Annotated in this window: 20 protein-coding genes; 8 read left to right on the top strand and 12 right to left on the bottom strand. The window is 39.0% G+C overall.

The genetic code is table 11. The annotated features are described in order from the left end of the window. Positions 1–3: 3 nt before the first annotated feature. Complete coding sequence (locus tag ACKWCF_RS15410; RefSeq protein WP_409478497.1) at positions 4–1,461, top strand: hypothetical protein; 1,458 nt, start codon at positions 4–6, stop codon at positions 1,459–1,461. Positions 1,462–1,520: 59 nt separating this feature from the next. Beyond that, complete coding sequence (locus tag ACKWCF_RS15405; protein WP_409478496.1) at positions 1,521–2,618, top strand: anhydro-N-acetylmuramic acid kinase; 1,098 nt, start codon at positions 1,521–1,523, stop codon at positions 2,616–2,618. Here the strand turns inward: ACKWCF_RS15405 and ACKWCF_RS15400 are convergent. From ACKWCF_RS15400 to ACKWCF_RS15345, 12 genes are all read right to left on the bottom strand, one after another. Then, complete coding sequence (locus tag ACKWCF_RS15400; protein WP_409478495.1) at positions 2,595–3,407, bottom strand: sugar phosphate nucleotidyltransferase; 813 nt, start codon at positions 3,405–3,407, stop codon at positions 2,595–2,597. The genes ACKWCF_RS15405 and ACKWCF_RS15400 overlap by 24 nt on opposite strands. Then, the gene (locus ACKWCF_RS15395; protein WP_409478494.1) at positions 3,394–4,404 is read right to left on the bottom strand and encodes an aminoglycoside phosphotransferase family protein; all 1,011 of its coding nucleotides are present in this window, start codon (positions 4,402–4,404) and stop codon (positions 3,394–3,396) included. Before ACKWCF_RS15395 ends, ACKWCF_RS15400 begins: the two co-directional genes overlap by 14 nt. Before the next feature lie 35 nt (positions 4,405–4,439). Continuing rightward, positions 4,440–5,279 carry a hypothetical protein gene (locus tag ACKWCF_RS15390; RefSeq protein WP_409478493.1) on the bottom strand — a complete coding sequence of 280 codons (840 nt, stop codon included), beginning with the start codon at positions 5,277–5,279 and terminating at the stop codon, positions 4,440–4,442. 261 nt (positions 5,280–5,540) lie between these two features. Continuing rightward, a complete protein-coding gene (locus tag ACKWCF_RS15385) occupies positions 5,541–7,094 on the bottom strand; it encodes a sigma-54 interaction domain-containing protein (protein WP_409478492.1) in 1,554 nt (517 codons plus the stop codon). A 128-nt stretch (positions 7,095–7,222) separates the two neighbouring features. Further along, positions 7,223–8,947, bottom strand: a complete 1,725-nt coding sequence (locus ACKWCF_RS15380; protein ID WP_409478491.1) for an ABC transporter ATP-binding protein — start codon at positions 8,945–8,947, stop codon at positions 7,223–7,225. Positions 8,948–8,954: 7 nt separating this feature from the next. Then, complete coding sequence (gene uvrA / locus ACKWCF_RS15375; protein ID WP_409478490.1) at positions 8,955–11,795, bottom strand: excinuclease ABC subunit UvrA; 2,841 nt, start codon at positions 11,793–11,795, stop codon at positions 8,955–8,957. 50 nt (positions 11,796–11,845) lie between these two features. Next, positions 11,846–14,485, bottom strand: coding sequence for a penicillin-binding protein 1A (locus ACKWCF_RS15370; RefSeq protein ID WP_409478489.1), 2,640 nt, complete (start codon positions 14,483–14,485; stop codon positions 11,846–11,848). 71 nt (positions 14,486–14,556) lie between these two features. Continuing rightward, positions 14,557–16,158 carry a hypothetical protein gene (locus ACKWCF_RS15365; protein WP_409478488.1) on the bottom strand — a complete coding sequence of 534 codons (1,602 nt, stop codon included), beginning with the start codon at positions 16,156–16,158 and terminating at the stop codon, positions 14,557–14,559. Between the two features lie 343 nt (positions 16,159–16,501). Further along, positions 16,502–17,020, bottom strand: coding sequence for a hypoxanthine phosphoribosyltransferase (gene hpt, locus ACKWCF_RS15360; RefSeq protein ID WP_409478487.1), 519 nt, complete (start codon positions 17,018–17,020; stop codon positions 16,502–16,504). Positions 17,021–17,034: 14 nt separating this feature from the next. Continuing rightward, entirely contained in the window at positions 17,035–17,760 is a 726-nt protein-coding gene (locus ACKWCF_RS15355) for a tetratricopeptide repeat protein (protein ID WP_409478486.1), read from the bottom strand. Between the two features lie 2 nt (positions 17,761–17,762). Next, positions 17,763–18,509 carry an outer membrane protein assembly factor BamD gene (gene bamD / locus ACKWCF_RS15350; RefSeq protein ID WP_409480266.1) on the bottom strand — a complete coding sequence of 249 codons (747 nt, stop codon included), beginning with the start codon at positions 18,507–18,509 and terminating at the stop codon, positions 17,763–17,765. Between the two features lie 120 nt (positions 18,510–18,629). Then, positions 18,630–19,406 carry a hypothetical protein gene (locus tag ACKWCF_RS15345; protein ID WP_409478485.1) on the bottom strand — a complete coding sequence of 259 codons (777 nt, stop codon included), beginning with the start codon at positions 19,404–19,406 and terminating at the stop codon, positions 18,630–18,632. Positions 19,407–19,507: 101 nt separating this feature from the next. Between ACKWCF_RS15345 and ACKWCF_RS15340 the strand changes: the two genes are divergently transcribed. Genes ACKWCF_RS15340 through ACKWCF_RS15315 form a run of 6 tightly spaced genes read left to right on the top strand, consistent with a single transcriptional unit; the run spans position 19,508 to position 26,708 of the window. Continuing rightward, complete coding sequence (locus ACKWCF_RS15340) at positions 19,508–20,929, top strand: aminotransferase class III-fold pyridoxal phosphate-dependent enzyme (RefSeq protein ID WP_409478484.1); 1,422 nt, start codon at positions 19,508–19,510, stop codon at positions 20,927–20,929. Between the two features lies 1 nt (position 20,930). Further along, on the top strand, positions 20,931–22,313 hold the full coding sequence (locus ACKWCF_RS15335; RefSeq protein WP_409478483.1) for a M20 family metallopeptidase: 1,383 nt from the start codon (positions 20,931–20,933) through the stop codon (positions 22,311–22,313). Beyond that, on the top strand, positions 22,310–23,338 hold the full coding sequence (locus ACKWCF_RS15330; RefSeq protein ID WP_409478482.1) for an arginine N-succinyltransferase: 1,029 nt from the start codon (positions 22,310–22,312) through the stop codon (positions 23,336–23,338). The genes ACKWCF_RS15335 and ACKWCF_RS15330 overlap by 4 nt, the downstream gene beginning before the upstream one ends. Positions 23,339–23,342: 4 nt before the next feature. Continuing rightward, positions 23,343–24,848 carry a succinylglutamate-semialdehyde dehydrogenase gene (locus ACKWCF_RS15325; protein ID WP_409478481.1) on the top strand — a complete coding sequence of 502 codons (1,506 nt, stop codon included), beginning with the start codon at positions 23,343–23,345 and terminating at the stop codon, positions 24,846–24,848. A 4-nt stretch (positions 24,849–24,852) separates the two neighbouring features. After that, positions 24,853–25,941, top strand: coding sequence for an endolytic transglycosylase MltG (gene mltG, locus ACKWCF_RS15320; protein WP_409478480.1), 1,089 nt, complete (start codon positions 24,853–24,855; stop codon positions 25,939–25,941). Continuing rightward, on the top strand, positions 25,941–26,708 hold the full coding sequence (locus ACKWCF_RS15315; RefSeq protein WP_409478479.1) for a hypothetical protein: 768 nt from the start codon (positions 25,941–25,943) through the stop codon (positions 26,706–26,708). The genes mltG and ACKWCF_RS15315 overlap by 1 nt, the downstream gene beginning before the upstream one ends. Positions 26,709–26,710: the final 2 nt, after the last annotated feature.

The following is a 26,710-nucleotide window of genomic DNA, read 5'->3' as shown; positions in this document are numbered from 1 at the left end:
AATATGAAACGAAATTCAAGCTTAGCAAAAATTGTTTTAGCGGTCATTTTCTTTCAAGCGCATTTTGCGATTGCTGCCGAAAACTATGCTCAACAAACAAATGCCGAAGCCAATGGGGACGCAGCTTTACAGCCAATCACTTGTCAGAAGGTGGTTTCGCCATATTGGAATTCTAATCAGGGAGGTTCTCCTCCGATGATCGACGATCCCGCTTGTGTGAGAGAAAATAATCGTCGTGCACAGCTTCGTGCAAATGCTGTGGGTGCGCAAAACATGGCGGCGCGTGTGAGTGCCGGTGATGGTACGGAATTAGTGGCGCCAAAAGCTCCACAATATACTTGCGGTAGTATGGATCCGCATTCTTCTGAATATCGTTCTTGTCAAAGCGCTTACGATGCGGCCAATAGACAATATCAAAAAGATTTAGAAGTTTATAACTTGGCTCAAAAAGAAATTAAGCAAGGCCAGACTGATAAAGAAAATGCAGCAATTGAAGAGCAAAAAAATAAATCAGCGGCAGCTACGTTAGCCGAGATTAAAGCTAAAAATGACCAAGGTAAAAAAAGTTACGATGGTACAGCTAAGACAGCTATGCTTCTGGGTTTAGGTTTCGTAGCTGCAGGAACAGCATGTGCTTCTTCTTGCCCGACAGGATGTTGTGGAGCAGCTCCAGGACTTTTCGCAGCAGCTGCAGCGCAATTTTTAATTAACTCAAAAGCAAAAAAACAATCTGCTGAGCATGCGCAATCTGCAGCGAATGCTTGTCAATCGTTAAACCAATTATCTTCGCAATCTACAAATTGTTCGACGACAGCAGACGGAAGCAATTCAACAACAACAGCTTCTTACGATCCTTTAACTGGTAAATGTTTACCTGAAGGTTCTGAAGACTGTAAGCAAGTACCAACAACTTCAGTATTACCACCAACAGTCAGAGATTCTTTAAAAGCCAGCGGTTTTGCTATGGGTAAAGTGAATGGAGATCAATTCAGTGTATTACCAGATGGTAGCGTGAAGCTTAAAAACGGTAAGACTTATAAAGATAGTGACTTTAAAGATATGAATTCTTTAATGGGCATGGGGCTTACTGCAGCAGCAGCAAAAGGTGTAATGGATTCTTTATCATTAGGTGGAGCCGGTGGATTAGCTAAAGCAGGTTTAGATAAATCTGCAAAAAAAGAATATAAAGATAACTATGGTGCTTTAGGTGGTCCAGATGGCACTACAACTGTAGTTGATACAAGTAAAGGTCCGGATTCGGGTAAAACGTTTACCGACGATTTGGCTAAAAACAAAGAAGAGAAATTCTCTGATGAGCGTAAGCCTTCTTCTGAAGGTCTAGCTAAAGAATTTAACGGAGAACTTATCGGTGTTGCCGGTGACGATATCTTCTTGATGATGAATCGTCGTTATAAACTTAAATCAGAGCAGGACTCATTCATCGCTCAAGATATGAAATAGTCTGATCTAGTTTAGAAATTATTTTGTCAAATATGTTTAAGGTCGCCATAATTAGTTTTATGGCGACCTTAAAAGTTTTAGGCATCATGAGCGGCACTAGTCTTGATGGTGTTGATTTCGTAAAAGTTAAAATCACTAAATCTAAATTGCAGTGTGAATACCAGGGTATGGAATCATTTACCTTTCCTGCGTTATTAAAGAAAAAACTATTACGGGCTGCCCAAAACGAAATGAATGTGGCTGAGCTTTCATTGCTGAATCATGAACTTGGGCGGTTCTATGCTGATTGTTTTAAACAGCTGCCAAAAGCTCTTAAAGGTGTCGATTTAATCGGTTTACATGGCCAAACTGTTTTTCACCAAGGCAAAGTAGCTACCACGCAAATCGGTGAGCCAAGTTATTTAGCTTTAGCTTCAGGTAAAAAAGTTGTTTCTAATTTTCGTTCAGCCGATATTGCGGCTGGCGGCGAAGGTGCGCCATTAGCTCCGTTTTTTCACCAGACTATTTTTGGAGATAAAAAAAGAACAGTGAGTCTTCACAACTTAGGCGGCATAAGTAATTTAAGTTTAATTGTAAAGGGTGAACTTAAATTAGGTTTTGATACCGGGCCTGCGAATATGTTAATTGATGAAGAAGTTCGCCGTTCAACACACTCATCACAGCTTTACGATAAAGAAGGTAAACTTGCGGCTCGCGGAAAAGTAAATATACCGATGTTAGCAGAAATGTTAAATCATCCGTACTTTGCAGTAAAACCACCGAAAAGTTGCGGCCGTGAACAGTTCGGTAAAGATTTTTATGCTAAGTTTGAAAAAGCTTTATCACAGATGAGCTTAGAAGACCGCGTAGCCACGCTGACTGAATTTACGGTGCAATCGGTGGCTAAATCATACATTCAGTTTTGTAAGCCGCAGCCACATGAAATCGTATTTTGCGGTGGTGGAGCAAAAAATAAGTTCTTAATTAAACGTATTGATGAAGAATTAGAAAGCATTAAAGTCAGCACCGTTGAAGACCATGGCTGGCCAACTCAAAGTATTGAAGGCGCAGCTTTTGCGCTTTTAGCAGCGTGCTGTGTTTGGAAAATTCCAGCGAACTTACCAAAAGCCACAAATGCTAAGAAAAAAGTAATCTTAGGCCAAATCACCGAGCTTTGATTGCGGTAATGCATTCAGCTTGGTGAAATGTTTTTTGTAAGTCGGGTTCGATTCTTTTTGTGCCGCGATTTCTTTTTTAGCTTCTTGATAATCATTTAAATTACCGAGTTCGTACCAATCCATTTCAACCGGAAAAATTTGAACTTTATGTGAAGGTAATTTATTAATTAATACATCGTAGAAAATATTTAATTCTTTTCCTGTTTCAATCATCGAAAAAACTTCAGGCGATAAAATCTGAAGCCCGATAAAATGCCAAGGGCGTGCTTGATCATTTGGTGCTTCTTTACCGATTGAAATTACTTTTTCACTGCTATGCGATTCTGTCCAGATACCACCGAATTTTTTTCCAGCTTCAGGATGGTTCATTACGATTAAAGTGGCTAATGCGTTTTCAGCGTTATGTTTTTCTAAAGCGCGCTTTAGAAATTGTGAATCGTTTGTGAAAAAGACTTCATCAGCATTACCGGCTAAAATGGGAAGGTTGTTTCCTAAAATAGGTTCGGCTTGTTTTAAACCGCCACCACTGCCTTTGATAAAATCTTTTTCATCAGAAAACTTGATACCATGGCGTAAGCGATCGTAACATTCATGAATTTTTTCAGGTAAGTGAAACGTGTTAACCACAAACTTATCCACAGGCATTTCAATAATGTACGGAAGTAAGTAGTAACCCATTGGAATACCAAATAGGGGAATCACAGGTTTGGGATTTTCCAGAGTAGCTGGTCTTAAGCGAGTTCCAAGACCAGCGGCAAATAAAAGAACATTAACCTTAGAGTCGTTCATAGTTTTTATCAAACGCTCCGGCATCAATTAGAACATCAAGTAAAACTTTGTATTCAGGAAACTGCGAAAGCGATTTCATCACACGTTTTAAAGTGCCATTTAAGTATTTTAAATAACGGCGATCCTGACGGGCATTCATAAAGCTTGCAAAACTTCCGCACGCTTTAAAACAACGCTGTACCGATTGTAATTCGTAAATCACGTTGAACTGTTCACGCGACATATTACGATCCTGCATGAACGATGTGTTGTCGAAGTAGTAGTTTAGCATTTTCTCTGCGTATTCATCGTTAATATCAACGTATGAATCTTTAAGTAAGCTAACTAAGTCGTACTGAATTGGTCCTAAACGGGCATCTTGGAAATCAATCACATAAACTTGGTCTAACTTGATCATTAAGTTACGAGAGTGATAATCACGGTGGCAGATAACTTTAGGTTCGTTATGTAAACGTTCAGCGATATCGGTAAAAGTTTTTTGCAGATCAGCGGCTACTTTATCTTTTAATTGAAACTTTAAAACACCCTCAATCAGATGTTCGCGGGCATAATTTAATTCCCATAAGAATTTAGCCGTATCAAACATGATTTCTTTGGCAATGGTGGGCTTATCTAGTTTTGTTGCTGTTGTATGAATTTTAATAATTTCGTCTAAAGACTTTTGATAGAAATCCCATGAAAGCTCTTGATTAGCTGATTCCCAGAATTTTCTTTCTAAAGTTAAATCACCCAGATCTTCTAAAAGAAGCATTCCAACTTCAGCACCGATTTTTTTAATTTTTGGAACATTAACGCCGGCGGCTTCAAAATGGCGCAGAACACTGATGAACGGGTATTTATCCGGATCGAAGGGTTCCCAAGACATTAACACGTAAGTGTCTTGTTCGTAGATAACACGATAGTACTTACGGGCTGAAGCATCGCCCGCAAGTTGGTAAACTTTGTATAAAGAGTTTTTAAAATAGTCTTGTAGAAACTGATCGATTTGTGCGGTCATCCCTTAATGCTGGCATGATCCTCAATATCGATCAATTAATTTTGTATATTCGAGTTACTGCTAGAAAAGAACAGAAGTTCTAAAACGTCAGTACTCGTTTGTTGCGCAAATGGTAAACGGTCGATATCGAATAAAATCGCGTTCATATCAGCTTTTAATTCGCGAGACATATTTAACGTGTCGATTTGTTTATCAGCTAAGTTGCTACCGATAATAAAAACTAGACCTTCTACTTTAAGTGCACAAGCAGCGTTAAGTAATCCTAACTCTTGGTCATTCAATTGGCTGATATCTTCAACGAACACCGTCGTTTTATCGAAAGATTTAAATTCTTCAACAGAATGCATTTGGCGGGCGATATCGCTGAAAGAAACAAATAGATTTTGTTCAGCCATATCGTGAATTTTTAAAGCTACTTTTTTACGTGTCATCGCATTAGCTGAACGTAAATGAATCACAGAATTAATTAACTTAACTAAAGAAAGCTCCTCAATGTCTTCGTCGTTAAATAAAGAAAGAACATTTGAATCTTCGTTTTCTACAGCTTCTGCAGCCATTTGGCGTTTGTAAGCTTCGATTTCTTCTTTTAATTTTAAATGTTTATTGTAAACATGTGGTTCAACTAAGAAGCGGATTAAATCAATCACTTCTTCACGTTGTTGTGTCGATAATAAAGAGCCGCGGTTAACGATCACTTCACCTAAGTAAACGGGTTTAGTATTTAACGGCACGATCAAGTCATCACCTTCTAAAAAAGATGGCATAGCTGAATTCGTTAAATCGATAGTTTTAAACGCAATTCTTTTTCCATATTTATCTTGGATTAAAGCTTGTGTTTTTTCCCAAACTGCATTTTCAACAACGTCCTTCATCATATACATATCCCCACGGCTTATTAGTTACCCCGGCATTTCTGCATGCCTTCTTGTTAAAGAACTATTACAAGTCTTGTGCCGAAAATTGTTATGGTTGGCACGGTGACTACTGTGTTGATAGAGAGCCACTGCTCTAGGGGTAAATGCCTGTTTTCAGAGGAGAAAAGGGCAGTGAAAAAAAGATGTGACAAAACTTTAGACGAAAAAAAACCTGAGGTTTTTAAGCCTCAGGTTGAATTTATTTCCTAATGTGTATCTTTGTTAGCGAGCGATTTTACGTTTATCAAGACCGTATTTTTCAACTTTCATGATAAGACCGGCACGTGAAATACCAAGCTCTTTAGCTAATTTAGACTTATTCCAGCCTGTACGGCGTAAGCCTTCTTTGATCATTTCGCGCTCTAGATCTTCTAAAGCATCTTTTAGTTTACCTTGTAAACGAGAACCTTGGACTTTAGCTTTTTCGCCGATTTCTAAGATTTTCGGAGATAAAATTTCATGACCTACTTTGCCTTCATCGCCAGCTAAAACGCATAATCTTTCGATTTCATTTTGCAGCTCACGCACGTTACCTGGCCAAGCGTAGTCATAAAGCTTTTCAACAGCGCGGCCCATTAATTGTTTTTTAGGCTTACCTGATTGTTCAGCTACCTTACCTAAGAAAAAATCCACTAATACTGGAATATCTTCTTTACGCTCACGCAATGGCGGAACGCGGATATTGATAACATTTAAACGGTAGTACAAGTCTTCACGGAACGTGCCTTGTTCAACCATTTCACGTAAGTTTCTGTTCGTAGCGGCAACGATACGTACGTCAACTTTTTTCATTTCAGTAGAACCTACCGGAGTGAAAGTTCCTTCTTGTAATACGCGAAGAAGCTTTACTTGCATTTGTGGTGAAGTATCACCGATCTCGTCTAAGAAGAAAGTTCCTTTATCAGCGATTTCGAAAAGACCTTTTTTATCTTTTAAAGCACCAGTGAACGATCCTTTTACGTGACCGAATAATTCCGATTCTAATAAGTTGTCATTGAACGCTGAACAGTTCTGGATAACGAAGTTGTTACCTTTACGGTTAGAGTTGTAATGGATAGATTTAGCGATTAACTCTTTACCAGTACCATTTTCCCCTTGGATCATTACTGTTGAATCAGCAAATTTGATCTTATCAAGTAAGGCATATAATGATTGCATTGGTTTAGATTTACCGATCATGTTGTCGTATTTGAAGCGGTTACCTAATTCAGAGTTTAGCTGGCTGATTTTTGATTCGCGTGAAGCGATCTCAACGTGAAGTGTAACGATTTCTTGCGCCACTAACTCAACTAATTCAGTAAAGTGAGTGCGATTAGCTTCATCAAGATATTGAAATTTAGATAAAGATTTTTCGATTAATTCAGCAGAGCAACCGTAAGCTGCTAAACGATCACGAATTTCAGAAATTCTGTGAGCTGTATTTTCTTCTTTGAAGAAACCCATTGCTACAACAGTACCTACGAAATCATTTTCGATCACGATTGGAAATACGCAAACATCAAAACCGGCTGCATCCCATTTTTTAAATGTGAAAGCATTGTTTGATTGGCGTAAGTCGTTGATTGATTGTGAAACTAAATCAGCAAGGCTTGCTTGAGTGGCATCTTTATGAATTAGATAATTAACTGCGGGATTTGCAAAAGTTAATTTTTCATCTAAACCTTTGATTTGTCCGCGCTCATCAGTGAAAACTGTATCAACATTCCACCAAGCTTGTAGAACGTGCTTTAATTTTTTGATCACGTGAATATGTTCAAACTCATTCCAATTAATCATACGACACCTCTTGTTGTCTTTTTTGTATAATCTTTTATCGTCAAGTTTGTAGACAGACTTGATAGCGGCTTGGACTTTTTGTTTAAACTTTTGACGGGCTAAGACCTAGGTCTAGCTTTTTGATTTGGTTAGGCTTTATTTTGCGTATAGTACAGTCGCGCGTACTCGCCATTTTTTTCTAACAGCTCTTTGTGTACACCTTTTTCGACAATTTGACCACGCTTCATGACTAAGATTAAGTCAGCGTTTTGTATAGTTGATAGACGATGCGCGATCACTAAAGTTGTGCGTCCTTGCATTAATTCATCAAGCCCACGTTGCACTTGTTCTTCGCTGACTGAATCAAGGGCGCTAGTCGCTTCATCTAAAATTAAAATCGGAGCATCTTTATATAAGGCACGGGCAATAGCTAAACGTTGTTTTTCGCCACCTGAAAAATTACCGCCACGTTCGCCAACTAACGTATTAAACTTATCTGGATTTTTTTCGATAAACGTTAAAGCGTGAGCTGCTCGTGCAGAAGCAACAACTTTTTCGTGAACGTGATGACCACCAGCTTCGGTGCCAGCGATAATATTTGTTTCGATGGTGTCAGAGAATAAGAAAACTTCTTGCGATACTAAACCGATATTTTTACGTAAATCGTGCAGAGAAATATCTTTTGTATCTACGCCACCTACGGTGATTTCACCAGACTGTGCATCGTAAAACCGTGCCAGTAAGTTAGCTAAAGTTGTTTTACCGCTTCCACTTTCACCAACAAATGCCACAGTCTGGCCTTTTTGAATTTGTAAGTTGAAGTTTTGAATTAACGGAGTTGAATCGTAAGCAAATTGAATATTTTTGTATTCAATCATATTCCAGTCTTTTGGAAACGGAAGATTTTTTCCAGACTCAGGAACTTCGCTATCTTCATTCAGCATTTTTTCAATACGATCAGCGCAAACACGGCTTTCTTGAATACGTACGATCGCCTCTTGAAATTTTTTAATCGGCTCGTTGGCTTGCATGATTGTTGTTAAGTAAGCCATCAATACACCAAATGATGATTTGCCAGCAGCAATACGTGATGAAAAGTAATACACAATAGCGACTAAAATTAAAGTCGCCACGAATTCATTGATCGGGCCAATAAGCTCTACGCGGCCATGAACTTTACGGCGCATTTCAATAAAATGATCACCCTGGTTCACTAAGCGTTTTGTGAAGAAGTTTTCTAAATTAAACGCCTGAATCGTTCTTACGCCATCAAGAGATTCTTTAATTGTGCCTGTGATTTTTTCTAATTGCTCAACACCGAAAACCGAATACTTTTTAATTGTTTTAGATAACTGGCGTAAAGCGTACAGAATTACCGGTGTAATAAATAAAATTGAAAACGCTAATGTTGTATCAAAATAAAATAAGTTAAAGATCACAGCCACAAACATTAACGGCGCTGTAAAGATATCAGCAAACAGGCGTAAACCATCTTGCACGATTTTTACATCGTTAAAGGTACGGCTTAATAAACCGCCAGAACCAGAAGCATAAGTGTTGTGAAACTTTAAATTTAATTTTAAGAATTTGTGCTGTAACTGCTGGCGAATATCTTGAGTTACTTTTTCACTGACCATATTCATTAAGAAAATATGGAAGTAACGTGAAATCGAAATCACAAAAGCTAAACCAATACCTAAACCGATCAGCGTTTCAAGATTTTGCGGCATCGTTGCCGAATCCATCAAACTTTTTACGTAGTGAGAAATAAAAGCTTTTGAAGCTGAATAGATCAAACCTGTTAGACCGATCACGATCAGGGTTGATTTATACTTTAATAGCTTTGTCCAAACGTAACGGATATCGGATTGCATCTCATTCCTAGCGTAAATAATCTTTAAGATATTGGCCAGTTAAACTTTTCTTGCTGGCCATTACATCTTCAGGAGTGCCTGCCACAACGATTTGGCCACCCATTTTACCGGCGTCTGGACCCATATCAATAATGTAGTCAGCCGATTTGATCACATCTAAGTTGTGCTCAACTACCACAACCGAGCCACCAGCTTCAATCAGCTTGTGGAGGACCTTCATTAAAAGATCAATCTCTTTAAAATGAAGTCCAGTTGTTGGTTCGTCTAAGATGTATAAAGTCGATTTTTGTGAAACTTGCGATAATTCTTTCGCAATTTTTAAACGTTGTGATTCACCACCAGATAAAGAGTTCGCAGGTTGACCCAATGTTAAGTAATCAAGACCCACTTCTTTTAATACTGATAATGGTTTACGAATATGCGGATGAGCGACAAAGAAATTCATCGCTTCTTGCACAGTCATTGATAAAATTTCGTGAACGTTTTTACCCTGGAAGGTCACTTCTAAAATCTCTGGGCGGTATTTTTTGCCGTCGCACACATCGCATGGGATAATCACATTATCCATAAACTGCATGTCGATTTCTTCAAAACCAGTTCCACGGCAAGCAGGACATCTTCCACCATCAACGTTTAAGCTGAAGGTTCCTGGTGTGTAACCACGAGACACCGCTTCAGGAGTTGCGGCCATTACGTTACGAATAGAATCAAAAGCTTTTAAGTAGGTGATCGGAGAACTGCGTGCCGATTTTCCGATAGGTGATTGGTCGATGAGTAAAACATTTTTAATCGTTTCCCAACCTTCGATTTTTGCAAAAGGCTGTGCCGGAATAAATTCTAATTCAAGTTTACGTGCTAAAGCTGGGTAAAGTGTTTTAGTCACTAAAGTTGATTTACCAGAACCACTCACTCCAGTGACTGCGACTAATCGGTTTAAAGGAATATTCACGTCCACATTTTTTAAATTATGTCCGCTACAACCTTTAAGTTCTAATTTGTATTTGTAATTCGTAATTTCAACCGGGCGAACGGTACGTAAAGTTTTTTCTTTACCGGGCTTTAAATAGCTTGCGGTATTTGATTGCGGCGCTTTATAAAAACTTTCTGTATCGCCCGAGTAAACAACCTGGCCACCTAAGTAACCAGAGCCTGGGCCCATTTCAATAATGTTTTCAGCATTTTTAATCACATCATGGTCATGTTCAACGACCACAAGTGTGTTACCTAAATCGCGCAAATCTTTAAGAATTGAAATCAAACGGTCATTATCGCGTGGGTGAAGACCTACTGTTGGTTCATCAAGAACATAAAGCGTTTGTGATAAACCCATACCCAGTTGGTTAGCTAAAATTAAGCGTTGGTATTCACCACCTGATAAAGTTCTGGTTTCACGGTCTACGGTTAAGTAGTTAACACCCACGCGCACTAAAAAGTTTAAACGTGAACGCAGTTGTTTTAAAACTTCGCCGGCCACTTCTTCTTGGTGTTTTGTTAATTTAACATTTTCAAAGTATTTACAAAGTTCTTCGATGGTAAAAGCACTTAAATCAGTGATGGACTTTCCGTTCACTAAAATATGGTGCACTTCTTTGCGTAAGCGTGAGCCATGGCAATCAGGACACTGACTGCCTGAACGGTAACGCGAAATAAACACGCGTACGTGCATTTTGTATTTAATCTGATCCAGGTATTCAAATAATCCGACAACGCCAAAGAAATCTTTATTGCCCTTCCAGATTAAATCGCGGTGCTCCTGTGGAAGGTCTTTCCATGGTGTGCGCATATCAATTTTATATTTCTTACAGAACGCGAATAATGATTTTTTATCTTGTTCTGCCGAAGGCATCGTAAATGGATTAAGTGCGCCTTCAGCAATTGATAATTCAGGATTAGGAATAACTTTTGCTTCATCTAACTCAAGAACATTACCAAAACCCTTACAAGTCGGGCACGCGCCGATCGGTGAATTAAACGAAAATAATTTTGAAGACATTGGCGGCGGTGTATAACCACACACCGGACATGCAGGCTCTTCAGAAAGTTTTAAATATTCACCGTCAGTTGTAACAACTAAAGCGCGGCGAATTAGAGTGCCTGTGATATATTTCAGTGAAACATCATAGGCTTGGGTGATCGAATCAGTTAAACGACCTTTTTCTTCGTCGTTAAAAGCCATACGATCAATTACTAAATAGAATGTATCGGCAGGAATTCCTTTTTTGATATTCTTAGGTTCACCAATATCAACCATTTCACCGACTTCGTAAGTGATAGGATCAGATTTTTTCTTACCCTTTTTTTCAGTTAAAGTCGTTATACGTAAATAGCCGTCTTGTAATAAAAGTGAGTGTAATTTTTTTCCTTCAAGAACACGTTGGCCTTTAGGAATTTCAACTAAGATGTAACCACGCTTATCTTTAAATTTTTCTAAAACTAAATCCGAAGCTTCAGTCGTAGATAACTTTGTCGCGGGCACATGATGCGTCGGGCAGTACGGAGTACCGATTTTTTCAAAAAATAAACGAAGATAATCAATAAGCTCTGTGGTTGTACCCACAGTTGAACGTGAAGATTTAACGGTATTTTTTTGTTCGATAGAAATCGCAGGCGGAATATTATTAATGCCTTCGATATCTGGCTTTGGCGCTTTATTTAAAAACTGACGGGCATAGTTGGACATGCTTTCGATAAAACGACGCTGTCCTTCGGCGAATAATGTTTCAAAAGCTAAAGAACTTTTTCCAGAACCAGATGGACCGCAAATCACAGTCATCTGACCCAATGGAATTTCAACTTCAATATTTTTTAAGTTGTTTTGTTTGATACCCCAAATATGGATATTCTTCATAAGCCTTCTTTATTGATCAGCTTCCAGCTGACCCTTTTTCTAAAGAGGGGCTATTCTTCCATATCCCTTTTTAGATAATCAGTTGTCTCTTCGCTTCGGCTCTCAGCAGCAGTTGGTTCAGTACCTTCAATATAGGCTTGCATGATCGTTCTGTTGCTGGCCGAGTTTGCTAACTTACCACTTTCAGCATCGACTTTCACGATTTTAACACCATCGGGGATTGGAAATGACATAGGGGGTAAACCCGTATGTGCCGCCTTCATATAATCGAGCCAAATAGGAAGCGCTGCTTTTCCGCCCACTTCTCCACGACCGATTGTTTGTTCTTTATCAAATCCAACCCAAACGCCCGTAGCGATTTGCGGTGAATAAGCGATAAACCAACCATCCACGTAACCATTTGTTGTCCCAGTTTTACCTGCTACTTCGCGTCCTAATTGAGCAGCGCGTCCTCCGGTGCCGTAAGCATCTTCAACCGTACCACGTAACATGTGTGTGATCGTGGCAGCCACTTCCGGGCGGATTAGCTGATCTGGATCTTCAAAGAAAAACGGCGATGGCGAAGCATTTTCAGCGTCTTTATCCTGAGCCTCAAACTCTTTTCTTTTTTGTGCGAACTTTTCTTCGATCTGCGTCATTTCATTGGTAAAGCGGGCATCTAAAGATAAATTTTCTAAAAGAACTTTACCTTTTGTATCGATCACTTTTTTTACAATCATCGGACGAGTGCGTTTACCTAAGCGGCCAAATTCAGAAAACGCTTTTGTCATTTCGTATAATGTCACTGAACTTGAACCTAAGACTAACGTGTAATCAGGATTTAATTTCGAAAAAATTCCCAAACGTTGGGCAAAATCAGTCGCAAAATCTACACCGATATCTTCAACAATTTTAACACTCGGAATATTCAGCGATTTAACAAGTGCATTGCGCATGGTGATTTCACCGCTAAATTCTTTACCGTGATTTGAAGGCTTCCAGATTTTTTCATCACCTTGGCCTTCTTCGCCGCTGGCTTGTTTGTAAACTAGCGGAGCATCAATAATTTTAGTTGAGGCGTTGTAACCTTTTTCTAAAGCCGCTGCATAAACTAAAGCTTTAAACGAAGATCCTGTCTGACGGGCAGCTTGAAGAGCGCGGTTATATTCATTTCTCACGAAACTGTATCCGCCCACCATAGCCAGCACATCCTGAGTTTGTTGATCAATCGACAGAAGCGATCCTTCAACTAACGGTTCTTGATCAAGTTCAACCGCTAAGTATTTTGAAATATCGATTTTTGGAATATTCTTTCCACGGGTTTTGCGCCACTGAAACTTGTCATCTAGGATTTTAACTAAAATCACATCACCTTTTTTAAGAGCTGATGATGGCTTTTTGATTTCATTACCCTCTGATTTTACATCAAGGTTAACTTTACGGGCCCAAGTCATGCTTTCAAGTTCAATGATCCCTTTGGCTTCTGGAAGTAAAATTTCAACATAAGCTTCAGCATCGTTAACATTTGAAACAATAGCTTCGTAGTCTTTACCAACTTCTAAATAGCTTGGAAGATTCGAAACAACTGCTTTTTCATTTACTTTTTTAGTGATGATTTTGCCTTTTTTAATAATGTCGACTTCGGCAAAGGTTCCATCTTCTAAAATCGTGCGTTCTGGATTTGACTCCATGATAATTGATTTTTTTTGTTTTTCTAAAAAAGTTGCGTATTCAGATTCTTCTTCTAAAACTTTAAGCGGGCCGCGAAAGCCCTGACGCTTATCAAGCTCTTTTAAACCTTTAACAACAGCTTCATTGGCTGCAATTTGTTTTGTTAAATCAAGACCAGTAAGAATTTTCACACCCTGATTTAAAATCACATCTTCACCCAGCTGTTGAACTAACAATTGGCGTAAAGTTTCTAAGTAAAACGGCGCTAAAATTTCGTATTCTTCTTTTAAGTAAACTTTAACAGGTGTTTTAATATATTCTTGCGCTTGTTCTTTAGTGATGTAACCAATTTCGTGTAAACGGTTAATTACGTATCTTTGGCGCTCTTTCGCACGAATCGGATTTTTAACCGGAGAATAATCAGACGGGGCTTTCGGAAGCCCCGCAAGCATCGCAGCTTCAGGGATCGTTAAATTTTTTGCGGGCTTTCTGAAGTAAGTTTGTGAAGCCATTTCGATCCCGTAAGCACTTTGACCGAAATAAATTTGATTTAAGTAAAGATAAAGAATGTCACCTTTGGAAAGATTTTCTTCCATCTGAATGGCCAACAACATGTCACGTAGTTTACGAGTATAAGTTTTCTCACTTGCTTGTAAAATCAAGGTCTTAGCAACTTGTTGGGTAATCGTAGATCCGCCCTGAACGTTTCTTCCGGCGCGCATATTGGCGATAAAAGCACGTATCAAAGCTTGAAGGTTAATCCCTTTGTGTTCAAAAAACGTATCGTCTTCGGCAGCGATAAAAGATTTAATCACTAATTCAGGAATATCTTTGTAGGGGATGAGTACGCGGCGTTCACGTGAAAATTCACCGATTTTTTTTCCGTTGCGGTCAAAAACTTGTGACACCAGTAATGGTTTGTAATCTTCAAGTTTGATAACTTCAGGAAGTGACGCTTTAACTGATTTATAAAGAAAAAATGCGCCAGAGATTGATAGAAAGATAAGAGCAAAAACACCCAGAAGTACTTTTTTTAACATAGGTTTTAGCCTATCAAAAAAATGTGCTTCTGGGTAATCCTAACTAGATGTAGGTCGCGTGTAACTTAATATTAGAAAGTACTGCCAGATTTACCTGTGCTGCGTTTCTTTTTCTCTTCGCCGCCACTTGGAATTGTATCTTTAGTTTTTTTACAAACCGATTCGCGTTTTTTAGAACCTGAAGTTGATCCAGAAAGATCATCTTTACATTCGCACATAGCTTTTACTTCGGCTAGGTCGGCATTTGTAGCACGAACAGCTCTAGAAGCTAACTTAGTTTTTGAACGTTTACCTGTTTTTTCTTCTAACTCAAGAGTTTGCAGGTCTTGCGCTAATTTTTGTAAGCGTTCTTGAGCTTTTTGTGACTTAAGTTGAAGCTCTTGTGCAAACTGAGCCATTTCACCCTGTAAAGTAGCTGTTTGTTCAGCTAAGTTGGCTTGAGCTTCTTGTTTTTCACGCTCAGCTTCTTGCTGGATTTTCTGTGAGTTTTCAGAGTTTGTTTGTTGAGTTTTACCCTCTTGTTCAATTTGTTCTTGAATGCCAGTTAAGTCACGTTGAAGTGTAGTTAATTGTTCTTGTTGGTCGAATTGTAATCTTTTTCTATCGCGCTCTTCTTTTTCATAACAAGCATCGCTTACAACTTGTAATTGCGCTTTTAACTCAGCCGTTGCTTTCGGACCTTTACTTTTAATTGTAAATGGAAAGTCCTTACAAGCAGGATCGGCGATACCCTTAGCTGATTTAATCATACAGCTTTTAGCTGTATCTAAAGCACCTTTACAACGTAGATTTTGTTTTTGCGCTGATGTATCTAACATGCGATCAGCAAAAGAAAAGTTTAACGCTCTGATTTTGTCGTTTGTTTTACTAGATTGCTTTGTTAAATCTTTTAAGCGGGCACCAGCTGCAATTAATTCTTTTTGTGTGTCATAACTTTTTTCACGCATTTTAGTATCAACTTCAGCTAAAAGTTTTTTGTTTTCGCGTTGCAATTCTTGAATTTCTTTAGTGATACGTGTGATTTCTTTATCATTTTCTTTTTTATCTTTGATTGCTTCGTCTTCAATTTTTTTCTTTTCGTCAGTTAATTCTTTACGACGATCACGAAATTCTTTTTCAGCATCGCGTGCTTCTTTACTGTCGATATCTATTAAACAGCTAGAGCCAGATAGGCCTAATGACTCTTCTCCGCCAACAACGGCACGGAAGATGTTAAGTGTACTGCTGATACCACCATCTTGCTGTTCAGTTTGTGATGATGTTGATGCAGCCATGCTGTCGCACTCTTTAATTTTATCTGAACAGCTTTGTTTAGTGCTGCTAGATTTTCCAACTAGGCCTTCACAAGCACTTTGAGCATCACCTAGATTTTTTTTGTATTCTCTAAAAGCTTCTTCGCAGTCTTGATCGCCTTCACCGGCTTTAGACTCAGTAGGGAGAGCTAAACATTGCGGGTCTTTAGAAGCCTGGCGAGCTGCTGTGTTTAAGCAAGAATCTTTTTTCGTTGCATCTGTTTCGCTATCACATTTTGCTTCTCTATCGCTTGTTTTACCGGCTACGCATTCTTCACGTGTTTTATAGTCGGCAGCAGAAGCTGTATTGGCGGCCATAAATCCAGTGACTACAAAAATACTAACAAGTGTAAAAAACTTAGTGATTGAATTTGTATTCATTTGATTTCTCCCCTTTAGAACAATAGTCAGCAATATAGAGACCATTTTTGTTACTCAAGTTACTAGTTTGACGTTTCATTTTGAGACTGTGAATACCTAAGCGTATATAGGCACATATATTTAGACTGACGACTAGACTATTTGTTTACGGCCAGCTGGACTTAGGACGGGCTAACTTGCCTAAAGTATAACATGACGTTACTCTGGTTAACGGGAAGACAAAGCTAACTGAGGAGATCAAGGATGATTCCAAAGAATTTCGTACTATTGTACGTGGTGTGTGTATTAACACTTTTTATCGTGAATGCAGTATTCGCATAAGCGAATACCACAAATCAAAAGACTAATTTTTTAAGACGTAAATTTCAGAGTAGTTGCGGCCTTTTTCATCGCTATCCATGCCGTAACCAACGACGTAACGATCTTCAATCGTTTTACCGATATAATCCGCACGAATAGGTAGTTCGCGACGAGCTGGTTTATCTAATAAAGTTACGATTTTTAATGAAGCCGGTTTTGAAGCTAACAAACGATCTTTTAAGTAAGAGAGTGTGCGGCCTGTATCGATAATTTCTTCAACAATGATCACATCTTTTCCTGTGATGTTGATTGAAATATCTTTTTGCATGCTGATCGCTCCACCTTTTTCAGTTGAACGAACAAAAACGAAATCAACTTGCTGAGGTAAAGAAATTCTACGCATTAAATCCGCCGTTAAATGAATAGAACCACGTAAAGGGCAGATAAAGATAATTTCGCGGCCTTCGTAATCATTTTCAATCTGAGCAGCTAATTTACCAACTAACTTTTGGATATCTTCTTGTTTTAAGAATGCGGCCATTTCATCGCGGATTTGTTTCATAAAAGTCCCTTTTATTAAAAATCTAAATTAGTAATTCCAGTTGTTTGAGCCATTTTTAAGTAACGTAAAGCTTCTGTGTTCTTAGGCTCTAAACGAATAATATTTTCCCACTGTTCAACAGCCTCGGCAACCATATGCGAGTTGTAGAGGATTAATCCAAGCTTAAGACGAGGTTTAATCAATTTGCTATCGTACTGAATCACAGCTTTTAATTCTTTAATCGCTTTATCTTTTTGTCCCGCTTGCACGTAACATTCAGAGATAAGTAAGGCGATATCACCTTTTTTAGAAGATAGGCGGTAAGCCTTCATGTACTGTTCTAAAGCTTCATCAAATCTGCGGATTTGCAAGTACAGATCAGCTGTTTCAATGTGCTTAGTCGCAATTTTTTCTTCTAGGTTTGAGCTTTGTTGGAAAGATTTTTTCTTATCAACAATAGCTTGGGCTTGCTCAAAAACTTTTTTAGCTTCGTCGTATTTACCAAGGTCATTTAAGATAATTGATAAACCAACAGCGGCGTCTGAGTAAGCCGGATCAATCTCTAAAGCTTTTTTGAAAGTTTTAATCGCTTTATTGAATTGGCCACGGTTGTAATAAATCGTAGCTAACATCTGATAAATTTCAGGATTGTTCGAATTGATTAACGTTGGTTGCATCAAAAGCGGTTCAGCTTGTTGATATTTGCCATCGATAAACGCTTCGCGAGCTTCATCAAGAAGTTGTCCAGAAAAAGATCTCATGTTTAAAGCCCCTCGCTTTTTAACTTTTGCGCTTCATCAGAGTTTGGATATTTAGTCGTAAGTGCTTTAGAGTGTAAGTCTTGCTTTTTTTGATCGGCAATCTTGTGAGCGCTTTTTGCAGCTCCTAAATGTGCGCGTGGGTCAAAGCCAAGACCAGGATATTTGTATAAAGCTGATTCGTATCTACGAAGAGCCGCAGAATATTTTTCGTCTTTGAAGTAGAAATCGGCGATATATAATTCTTTTTGTGCTAAACGCGAAAACACATCGTCACGTTTTGCTTTGCTATCTGCTGCAAATTCTGATTTCGGGTACAGCTTAGTTAGTTCCATGAAGTGATAAATGGCGTCTTTACCAACTGATAAATCGCGATCAATCGTTTCAGGTAATTGCATGTAATAGCTCATAGCAATACGGTATAAAACGTAATCAGACTTCGGATGTTTCGGGTGAAGATCTCTGAAGTTTTGGTAAGCCACTTCAGATTCTGTGTATGATTCACGTTGGTAGTGAACATCGGCAATGGCTAATTCGGCCTCAGTGGCTAAGTTGCTATAAGGAAATTTATTACGAACATCGGCGTATTTGGCTAAAGCCACTTCGTAGCGTTCGGCATCTGCGAATTCTTTAGCGTAAGCAAATAATCCTTCAGCCGTGTTTAAATCTTTTTCTTGGGTTGCGCAGGAAAAAAGAAAGCCCCACGCCATTAAAGAAACTACAAATAATTTCAATGATTTAACACTTGTCATAACATTCACAGTCGACCTCAAAAAACATAACAACCCAAGCCAGGTTTGAAGTCAAAAAAATTAGACACTAACGCACGTGATTTTGGTTAGTCTTTGGGCAACTTTAGGGAAAAGGTCAGCCTATGGCTGATCAAAAGCAGCTGGTGAGGAAATTAGCTCTAAATCGTCTTTCTTCGCCCAGCCAGAAATTCCACCCGGATATTTGATTTGAAAATAAAGAATATCGTTGATTTTTGCCACCCGTAAAATGTGCACAAGACTGCCACCGGGTAAGTCAGAAAGAGCGGCTTGGTTTTCACCTGCGGCTGTTCTTAGCACAGCCTGTTCAGTTCTAATTAACGCTTTTGGTGTCTGTTCTTCCCAAATTTTCATTCCGGCAAAAACAGAAAAAACTAAAAATAAAACTAACCACAAATAATTTTTGAACGAATAACGACTGAATTTTAAATTTTCTAAAATCTCTTTTTTACGAGCCAAATAAAAATTAAAAATACTTCGTAAAAAAATCACAAAGAAAACAGTGGCGCAAACCCACAAAGCCTCGACAGGCACGGATTCTAAGCCAGCTTTGTTTAAATTTTCTAATAACGAAATATCATGCGGAGTTGCTTTAACTTGAAAATGCGTTTTAACTTTGGCTGCTAATTCCGTGGCTTGGGTATGGCGGGGTCTAAGCAAAATGGCCTTTTGTGTATAGACATAACTTAGTAGAAAATCCTGTTTTCCGAAGGCGGCAAGAGCTGCATTATAACTAATATCGGCCGCCTGGTCTCGGCTTAGGTCGGGGTTCTGCTCTAAAAGTGACTTATAAGCCGATAACGCTTCGTCATATTTTTTCTGCTGTTGCAAAGATAAAGCATTCTGAAAGTTTTGTTGGAAATCGGCTGTAGGCTGCATAGCAGAAAGTCTAATGGAGGAGTGCTTTCCTTGTCATAGCTCGTTGCAACAAGGTATTCTATGTACCTAAAAACACTCTCTATAAATACGAGGAAAGAACCATGTTATCAGCTATCAAAGGCGCTATCGCCAAAGTGCAAAATGCAGACGAACTTTTAACCGGCAGAAAACTTGACCACGACCCAGTTGTAGAAGGTCTTGTGAATGATCTTGTTGATGAAGTTATGGTAATCAACAGCGCCATTCAAACAATTCAACCTCCTCAACCAACTTTAGTTGAAAAAAATAAAAACAAAATGGATCACATCGCGGCGCTTCGCGGTCGTCCACTTTATCACCCGTACATCGGCACAGGTGCAGGCCAAGGTGTTTACGTAGAACTTGAAGATGGCTCTGTAAAAATGGATTTAATCAACGGTATCGGTATTCACTTAATGGGTCACTCGCACCCACGTGTGATGAAAGCGGCTGTTCGTGGTGCTTTATCTGATGTGATCATGCAAGGTAACCTTCAACCAAATAACGACTACATCAAGCTCACTGAAAAGTTAGTTCAAATTGCTGGTCGCAAATCTCGTCTTAAGCATGCTTGGTTTTCAACTTGCGGAACTATGGCGAATGAAAACGCGATCAAAATGGCTCGTCAAAAAAATTCTCCAGCCAAAATGATCGTAGCAATGAAAAATGCTTTCGCTGGCCGTTCAACAATGATGGCTGAAGTGACTGATAATCCGGCGTACAAACAAGGTCTTCCAGAATACAACGAAGTATTACGTATTCCGAACTACGATAAAAAAGATCCTAAATCAGCAGAAAATGCATTACGCACTTTAAAAGAACACGCGGCTAAATTTGATAAACAAATCGCTGCATTTTCTTTTGAGCCGATGTTAGGTGAAGGTGGTTTCGTTCCGACGCCACGTGAATTCTATGAACCAATGTTAGCTTTCTGTAAACAACAGCACATTGCAGTTTGGGCTGATGAAGTTCAAACGTTCGCACGTACTGGTGAATTCTTCGCATTTGAAACAATGAATTTAGGAGAATACGTAGATATCGTAACTTTAGCTAAGACAGTTCAATTAGGCTGCACACTTTACACTGAAGAGTACAATCCAAAACCAGGTTTGATCGCCGGAACATTCTCTGGTGGCACAAGCTCTATGACAGCTGGTCTTGAAATGTTAGAAATGCTTGAAGAAGGTTACATCGGACCTAATGGCCGCATTCAACAAATTCACAATCATTTCATTCACGGCATCAATCGTTTAAATGAAACAACTTGCAAAGGTTTATTAACAGACGCTGGTGGTATGGGATTAATGATCGCATTCACGCCGTTTGAAGGTAAAAAAGAACAAGCTGAATTATTTGTTAAAAAATTATTTAAAAACGGAATCATCGCATTTACTTGCGGTAAAGATCCGGTTCGCATTCGCTTCTTAGTGCCAGCAGTTATCCAAGATTCAGATATTGCCTTAGCTTTAGAAGTGATTGAAAAAACGGTGCAAGAAGGACTTTAGTTTGCTTGCAACCCAAGTCTCTGCAGGAGAATCTTTTGATTTTATCGGAAGCTGCCGAAAGCTTATAGCAATTGATAGCTCTCCGCAGATTTCTGCTTTGGAAGCTGCAGAGTATTTGGCAACACTTGCCCGTGGTCTTGGGCTTGATGTTGAAGTTCAGCAAGAAATGCAAAACGGAATCACCCAAGCGAACATCATTGTTCGTTTGGAGCCGTTTCAAGCCGGGCGTAGCGAATTTTTATTACAAGCGCATCTTGATACGGTAGATCCTGGTAACTTTTCTTTATGGAAGAAAAATAATTTTAATCCATTCGATGCGGTTATTGAAGATGGTCGCATTTATGGATTAGGTTCTGCCGAAGTTAAATTAGATTTTTTATGTAAGCTGCAAGCCTTGGCTCAGCTTAAAGATAAAAAATTTGCTACACTGCAACCGGTATTAGTTGGAACCTTCGGCGAAGAAACAGGAATGCAAGGGGCTTTAAAGCTTATTCGCAAAAATAAAATTAATGCGAAGTATGCGCTAATCGGTGACCCTTCAGATTTAAATATAGTCAACGCCGCTAAAGGTTACGCGACAGTTGAAATGCGTATTCCATTTAGCAACGAAGAGACTGAGTACAAAAAAAATAAAGCGTTGTCAGAACACACTTCAACGCAGACAAAAATTTTCTCAGGAAAAAGTGCCCACTCTTCAACTCCGCATTTAGGTGAAAGTGCAGCGTTAAAGCTTTTTGATTATTTATCAAAAATGCCAGACAACGTGGTGATCGTGGAAATGGATGCAGGGACACGCCAGAATATGATTCCCAACCAAGCTATGGTGGAATTAGATGTGGCTGCTTCATTTAAAGATCCAGTGATCAGAAAAGTTAATTTTTTATATAGCACCATGAACGAAGTTCAAAATGAGATGAAGTCAGTGGTGGATAAAGTGTTTACGCCGGAGCATTCAACAATCAGTGTGGGGGTCATCAGAACTTTTGAAGACCACATCTTGGTTTCAGGCTCTTGCCGTATTCTTCCGAACGTTAAGCAAGAAGAGTACGAAAAATGGATGCAGATGATATCACGTGCCTGCGAACAAGTCGGCGCCGAATTTCGCCTGCAAGATTATAAACGTCCGTTTCGTACGGATGAGAAATCAGTTTTGATTAAAGGTGCTCTGGCCGAATTAGAAAAATTAGGGCAAAAAAGCCAATGCACAAGTTTAGCTTCAACAAATGAAGCAAGCCTTTTTTCACGTATCGGTATTGAGTGTATCTGTATCGGTGCCGGAAAAAGAGAAACCAATGTTCATACGCCCAATGAACATGTGGAAATTAAACATTTAGAATTAATGACGTCATTTTACCAAAGAATGATCGAAAGGTTTTGTTTATGAGCTTTATTGTAAGAGCAGTTAGCAAAGACGATATTACGCAATTAACAGATTTAGCGAAGCAGTTTAACTTATTAAACTTACCGGGTGATCGAAAAATCATTACCGAAAAAATCGCCAGAAGCGAAGCTTCGTTTGCCGGTGAACTTCCAAAACATAAATCAGAATATATTTTCGTGGTTGAAGATGTTGAAGAACAAATGGTTGTCGGAAGCTCTTTAATCATTGCAAAACACGGTTCAGAAGAAGTTCCGCACTGTTATTTTAAAATTTTAAAACGCGATCACTTTTCACAAGATTTAGGAATCGGGTTTATTCACCAGGTTTTACGTTTTCAATTAGACACTGACGGACCAACAGAGATCGGTGGTTTATTAGTTGATAAAGCATACCGCAGAAGACCAGAACGTTTAGGTAAACAAATTTCATTAAGCCGTTTTGTTTACATGGCTTTAAATCCTGAACGTTTTGAAAACCGCGTGTTATGCGAATTAACTCCGCCGTTAACTGATGAAGGCCGCTCTGAATTCTGGGAAGCTTTAGGCCGCCGTTTTACAGGTCTTCCGTACCAAGAAGCAGATGCGCTTTCGCAAACGAATAAAGAATTTATCGAATCGTTATTTCCAGAAGAAGATATTTATTTATCGTTATTAGATTCAAAAGCACGTTTAGTGCTGGGCCGTGTGGGTGAAGCGACAAAGCCTGCGCAACATTTATTAGAAAGCATCGGCTTTCAGTATTTAGATGAAGTTGACCCTTTTGATGGTGGTCCACATTACGGCTGTGAAACAGAAAAGATTTTGCCAATCAAAATGGGTAAAAAATTACGTGTGTCTGAAGGAAAAGATGCTTCATTTAAACAAATGGGCTTGGTCGGTATCGGCAGCGACGATTTCAAATGTATGTTAACGGCGTACGATATCCAAGATGGCTATGTGGCAGTTCCTGCAAAAACACGTGATCGCTTAAAATTAGATTTAGACCAAGAGGTGTTCGTAACGCCTTTTGATTTCGGGAAGAAGGCTTAAACACATGAATTACAAAACTACTCCATTCTTAGGTGATTTTATTAATGGTCAATTTGTTAAAGGACCAAAATCCGATGGCCAATTCAAAGATATTTCTCCAGCAGACTTGTCTGATGAAATCATGACGGTAAGCTATAGCTTAGATCATGTTGAGCACGCTATCGCAGCAGCTAAAAAAGCGTACCTTCCTTGGGCGAAACTTTCTTTAGATGAAAGAAAAAAATACTGCTTACGTTTAAAAGAATTGTTCGTGGCTCACGAAGCTGAAATGGCTGAAGCGATCGCCCGCGATACAGGTAAAGCTTTATGGGATGCGACCTCTGAAGCCAAAGCTTTATCAGCAAAAATTGATGTAACACTGAATGAATCTTTAAAACTGGTTCAAGAAGAACATATTCCAAATGCACTTCCACAAGTTGAAGGTGTGATCCGTTTTAAATCACGTGGTGTGATGGCGGTGATCGGGCCTTTTAACTTTCCAGCACATTTACCGAATGGTCACATTATTCCAGGCCTAGTGACGGGTAATACAATTGTTTATAAGCCGTCTGAGCAAACACCGTATGTCGGTCAATTATATGCGCAGATTTTCGAAAAAGCGCAATTCCCAGCGGGTGTATTTAATATGATTCACGGTGAAGCTGAAACAGGTCGTAGACTTGTCGCTCACGAAGCCATTGATGGTATCTTATTTACCGGCTCATACGAAGTGGGCCTTAAAATTAAACAAGAAACGTTAAACCACTACTGGAAAATTTTAGCGCTTGAAATGGGCGGTAAAAATACCACTGTGGTATGGGATGATGCTGATATGGATAAAGCAATCTACGAAACTATCGTAGGCGCTTACATGTCTACAGGCCAACGTTGTTCTGGAACTTCACGCGTGATTTTACATGATAAAATTGCTGACGAATTTACAGAGCGTTTTTACAAAACAGCTAAAAAATTAACAATCGGTCACTGGGCGAAAAATCCATTTATGGGTCCATTGATTAACGGTGGTGCGGTTGAAAAATATATCCGTTTTCAAGAAATGGCGAATCGTGAAAATTGTGAAAACTTAATGCGTGGTAAATCTTTAGATTTAGAAAACAAAGGTCACTACGTAACGCCATCAATTCATTTAGTAAAATCATTTGATAAAAATTCGGTTTACCAAAAAACAGAAATCTTTGGCCCGAATGTAGCGATTTATCGTTCAAGCGATTTTGAAAATACAATGGAAATGGTGAATTCAACAGGCTACGGCTTAGCGATGGCGCTATTTACTAAAAACAGAGAACTCTATAACGAAGCGATTTTAAAAGCGCGCGTTGGTTTATTAAACTGGAACCGTACAACAAATGGCGCAAGCTCACGCTTACCGTTTGGTGGTATGGGTAAATCGGGCAATGACAGACCATCAGCTCACTTTGCGGTTCAGTACACAACTGTGCCATTAGCTAGTTTAGAAGATCCAACATCACTTGATAAGGCTAAGTTACTTCCTGGAGTAACTCTTGAATAAAAAAATGAAGACGACACTTTCTGCAACAACGTTTTTTATTGTCGCTGTGGGTATTGCCGTTGGGTTTTTTGGTTATCAGTTTTTAAAAACTGGTTACAGCAGCGATACAACAGAAGTTCTATTTGATGTAAATCCGGGGCAGTCAATGCCAACGGTGGCGCAGAATCTAGAAAAAGCGAAACTTATTAAAAATGCCAAGCTTTTCCAGTGGTATTCACGTTACCGTGGCATGAGTCCAAAACTTAAGCGCGGCGAATACGCTCTTAATGCGGCGATGACTCCGGATGAAATCTTAGCGGTTGTTACTTCAGGTAAAAGCGTGGCACGTAATTTCACAGTGGCTGAAGGCCTTAATATGTGGGATATCGCTGATCTTTTAGAAAAAAATAACTACGGCACAAAACAAGAAGCTTTAACTTTATTTCGTGATAAAGAATTTATTCAATCACTTTTAGGTGAACCATTAGATTCATTAGAAGGTTATTTATTTCCTGAAACATACAAAGTAACTAAGTTTGACACCCAAAAAGATATCATCACGCAAATGGTGAAAAGATTTTTATCGGTGTACGCTGAAATTCAACCAGAACTGATGACGTTTAACCAAAATTTTCCTCAACGTAAATGGAATCGTAATCAGTTGGTGACGTTTGCAAGTATCGTTGAAAAAGAAACGGGTGCTAAGGAAGAACGTCCTTTGGTGTCTTCGGTGTTTCATAATCGTTTAGATAAAAATATGCGTTTACAAACTGATCCTACAGTTTTGTATGGGGTAGCTTTAGCACGTGGGCAAATGCCTAAAAACATTACGCGCACCGATTTATTAACGCCGACCAGATATAACACGTACACAATTTATGGTCTTCCGCCGGCTCCGATTTCAAATCCGGGTAAAGAAGCTTTACAAGCGGCTTTAAAACCAATGCCATCGAAGTATTTATATTTCGTAAGCCATAATGATGGAACTCATCAATTTTCTGAAAGTTTAGAAGCGCACAATGCCGCGGTTAAAACATTTCAGATTGATCCAAAAGCGCGCCAAGGAAAATCATGGCGTGATTTAAATAATAAAAAGCCCACGACGAAAAACTAATGGGTAAATTTTTAGTTGCGGTACTTATTTTGGTGTTAGCTTATTTTGCGTTTCTAAAACGCACCGAGCCACCCAAAGAAGTACCAGCACCTGAAGAACAAGCAGAACAGTTTGAGATCATTCCGCCATCTTCGGTATCGAGTGCACCACAAGCGGTATCTTCTGCGGCGTCAGTATCGGCAACAACAATGTTAAATGCGACAGACAGTGTGGTAGGTGAAGAGGGTTCACTTCCTGACGACGCCGATGGATCTGGTGAATTAGCCAAAGACGAACCTAAAGAAAATGTCGATCAAACGATTATCGGTAATGAAAGAAGATTGGCTGAATCAAAATCAGCCCAAGAAGTTTTTGAGTTATTGCGAAAATTACGTATTCGCCCAAGAAAATTAGGTGATATTTCAAAAGAAGCCATTTTAAAAGATTATTCTAAGTTCTGGGGATCTTATGAGGGTTCGGCTGTGAATAACCGCAACGAAGTGATCTATGGCTTAAAAATTGATTTAGCAGCACCTGCTGATGGAGCTAAATCAAATGTCATTGGCAACTATCAATTAAATAAAGCCGGCCAAGCTCCTAGCAAACATGAATTTACAAGTGATAATGGCGTTCAGCTGGTCGGGCGAGATGCTTTAGTGATCGAAACTCCTCAAGGCCAAAGTTACTTTCAATTTTACAAATTAGATAACGGTTACTTGGCCGGAAATTATTACGAAAAAATATCTCGTCGTACACGAACTTATCGTTTTGTTTTAAAGAATAAATAGCC

This window comes from Pseudobdellovibrio sp. HCB154, from assembly GCF_046267985.1.
Lineage (GTDB): Bacteria > Bdellovibrionota > Bdellovibrionia > Bdellovibrionales > Bdellovibrionaceae > Pseudobdellovibrio.
This window is presented reverse-complemented; position numbering and strand designations above follow the sequence as displayed.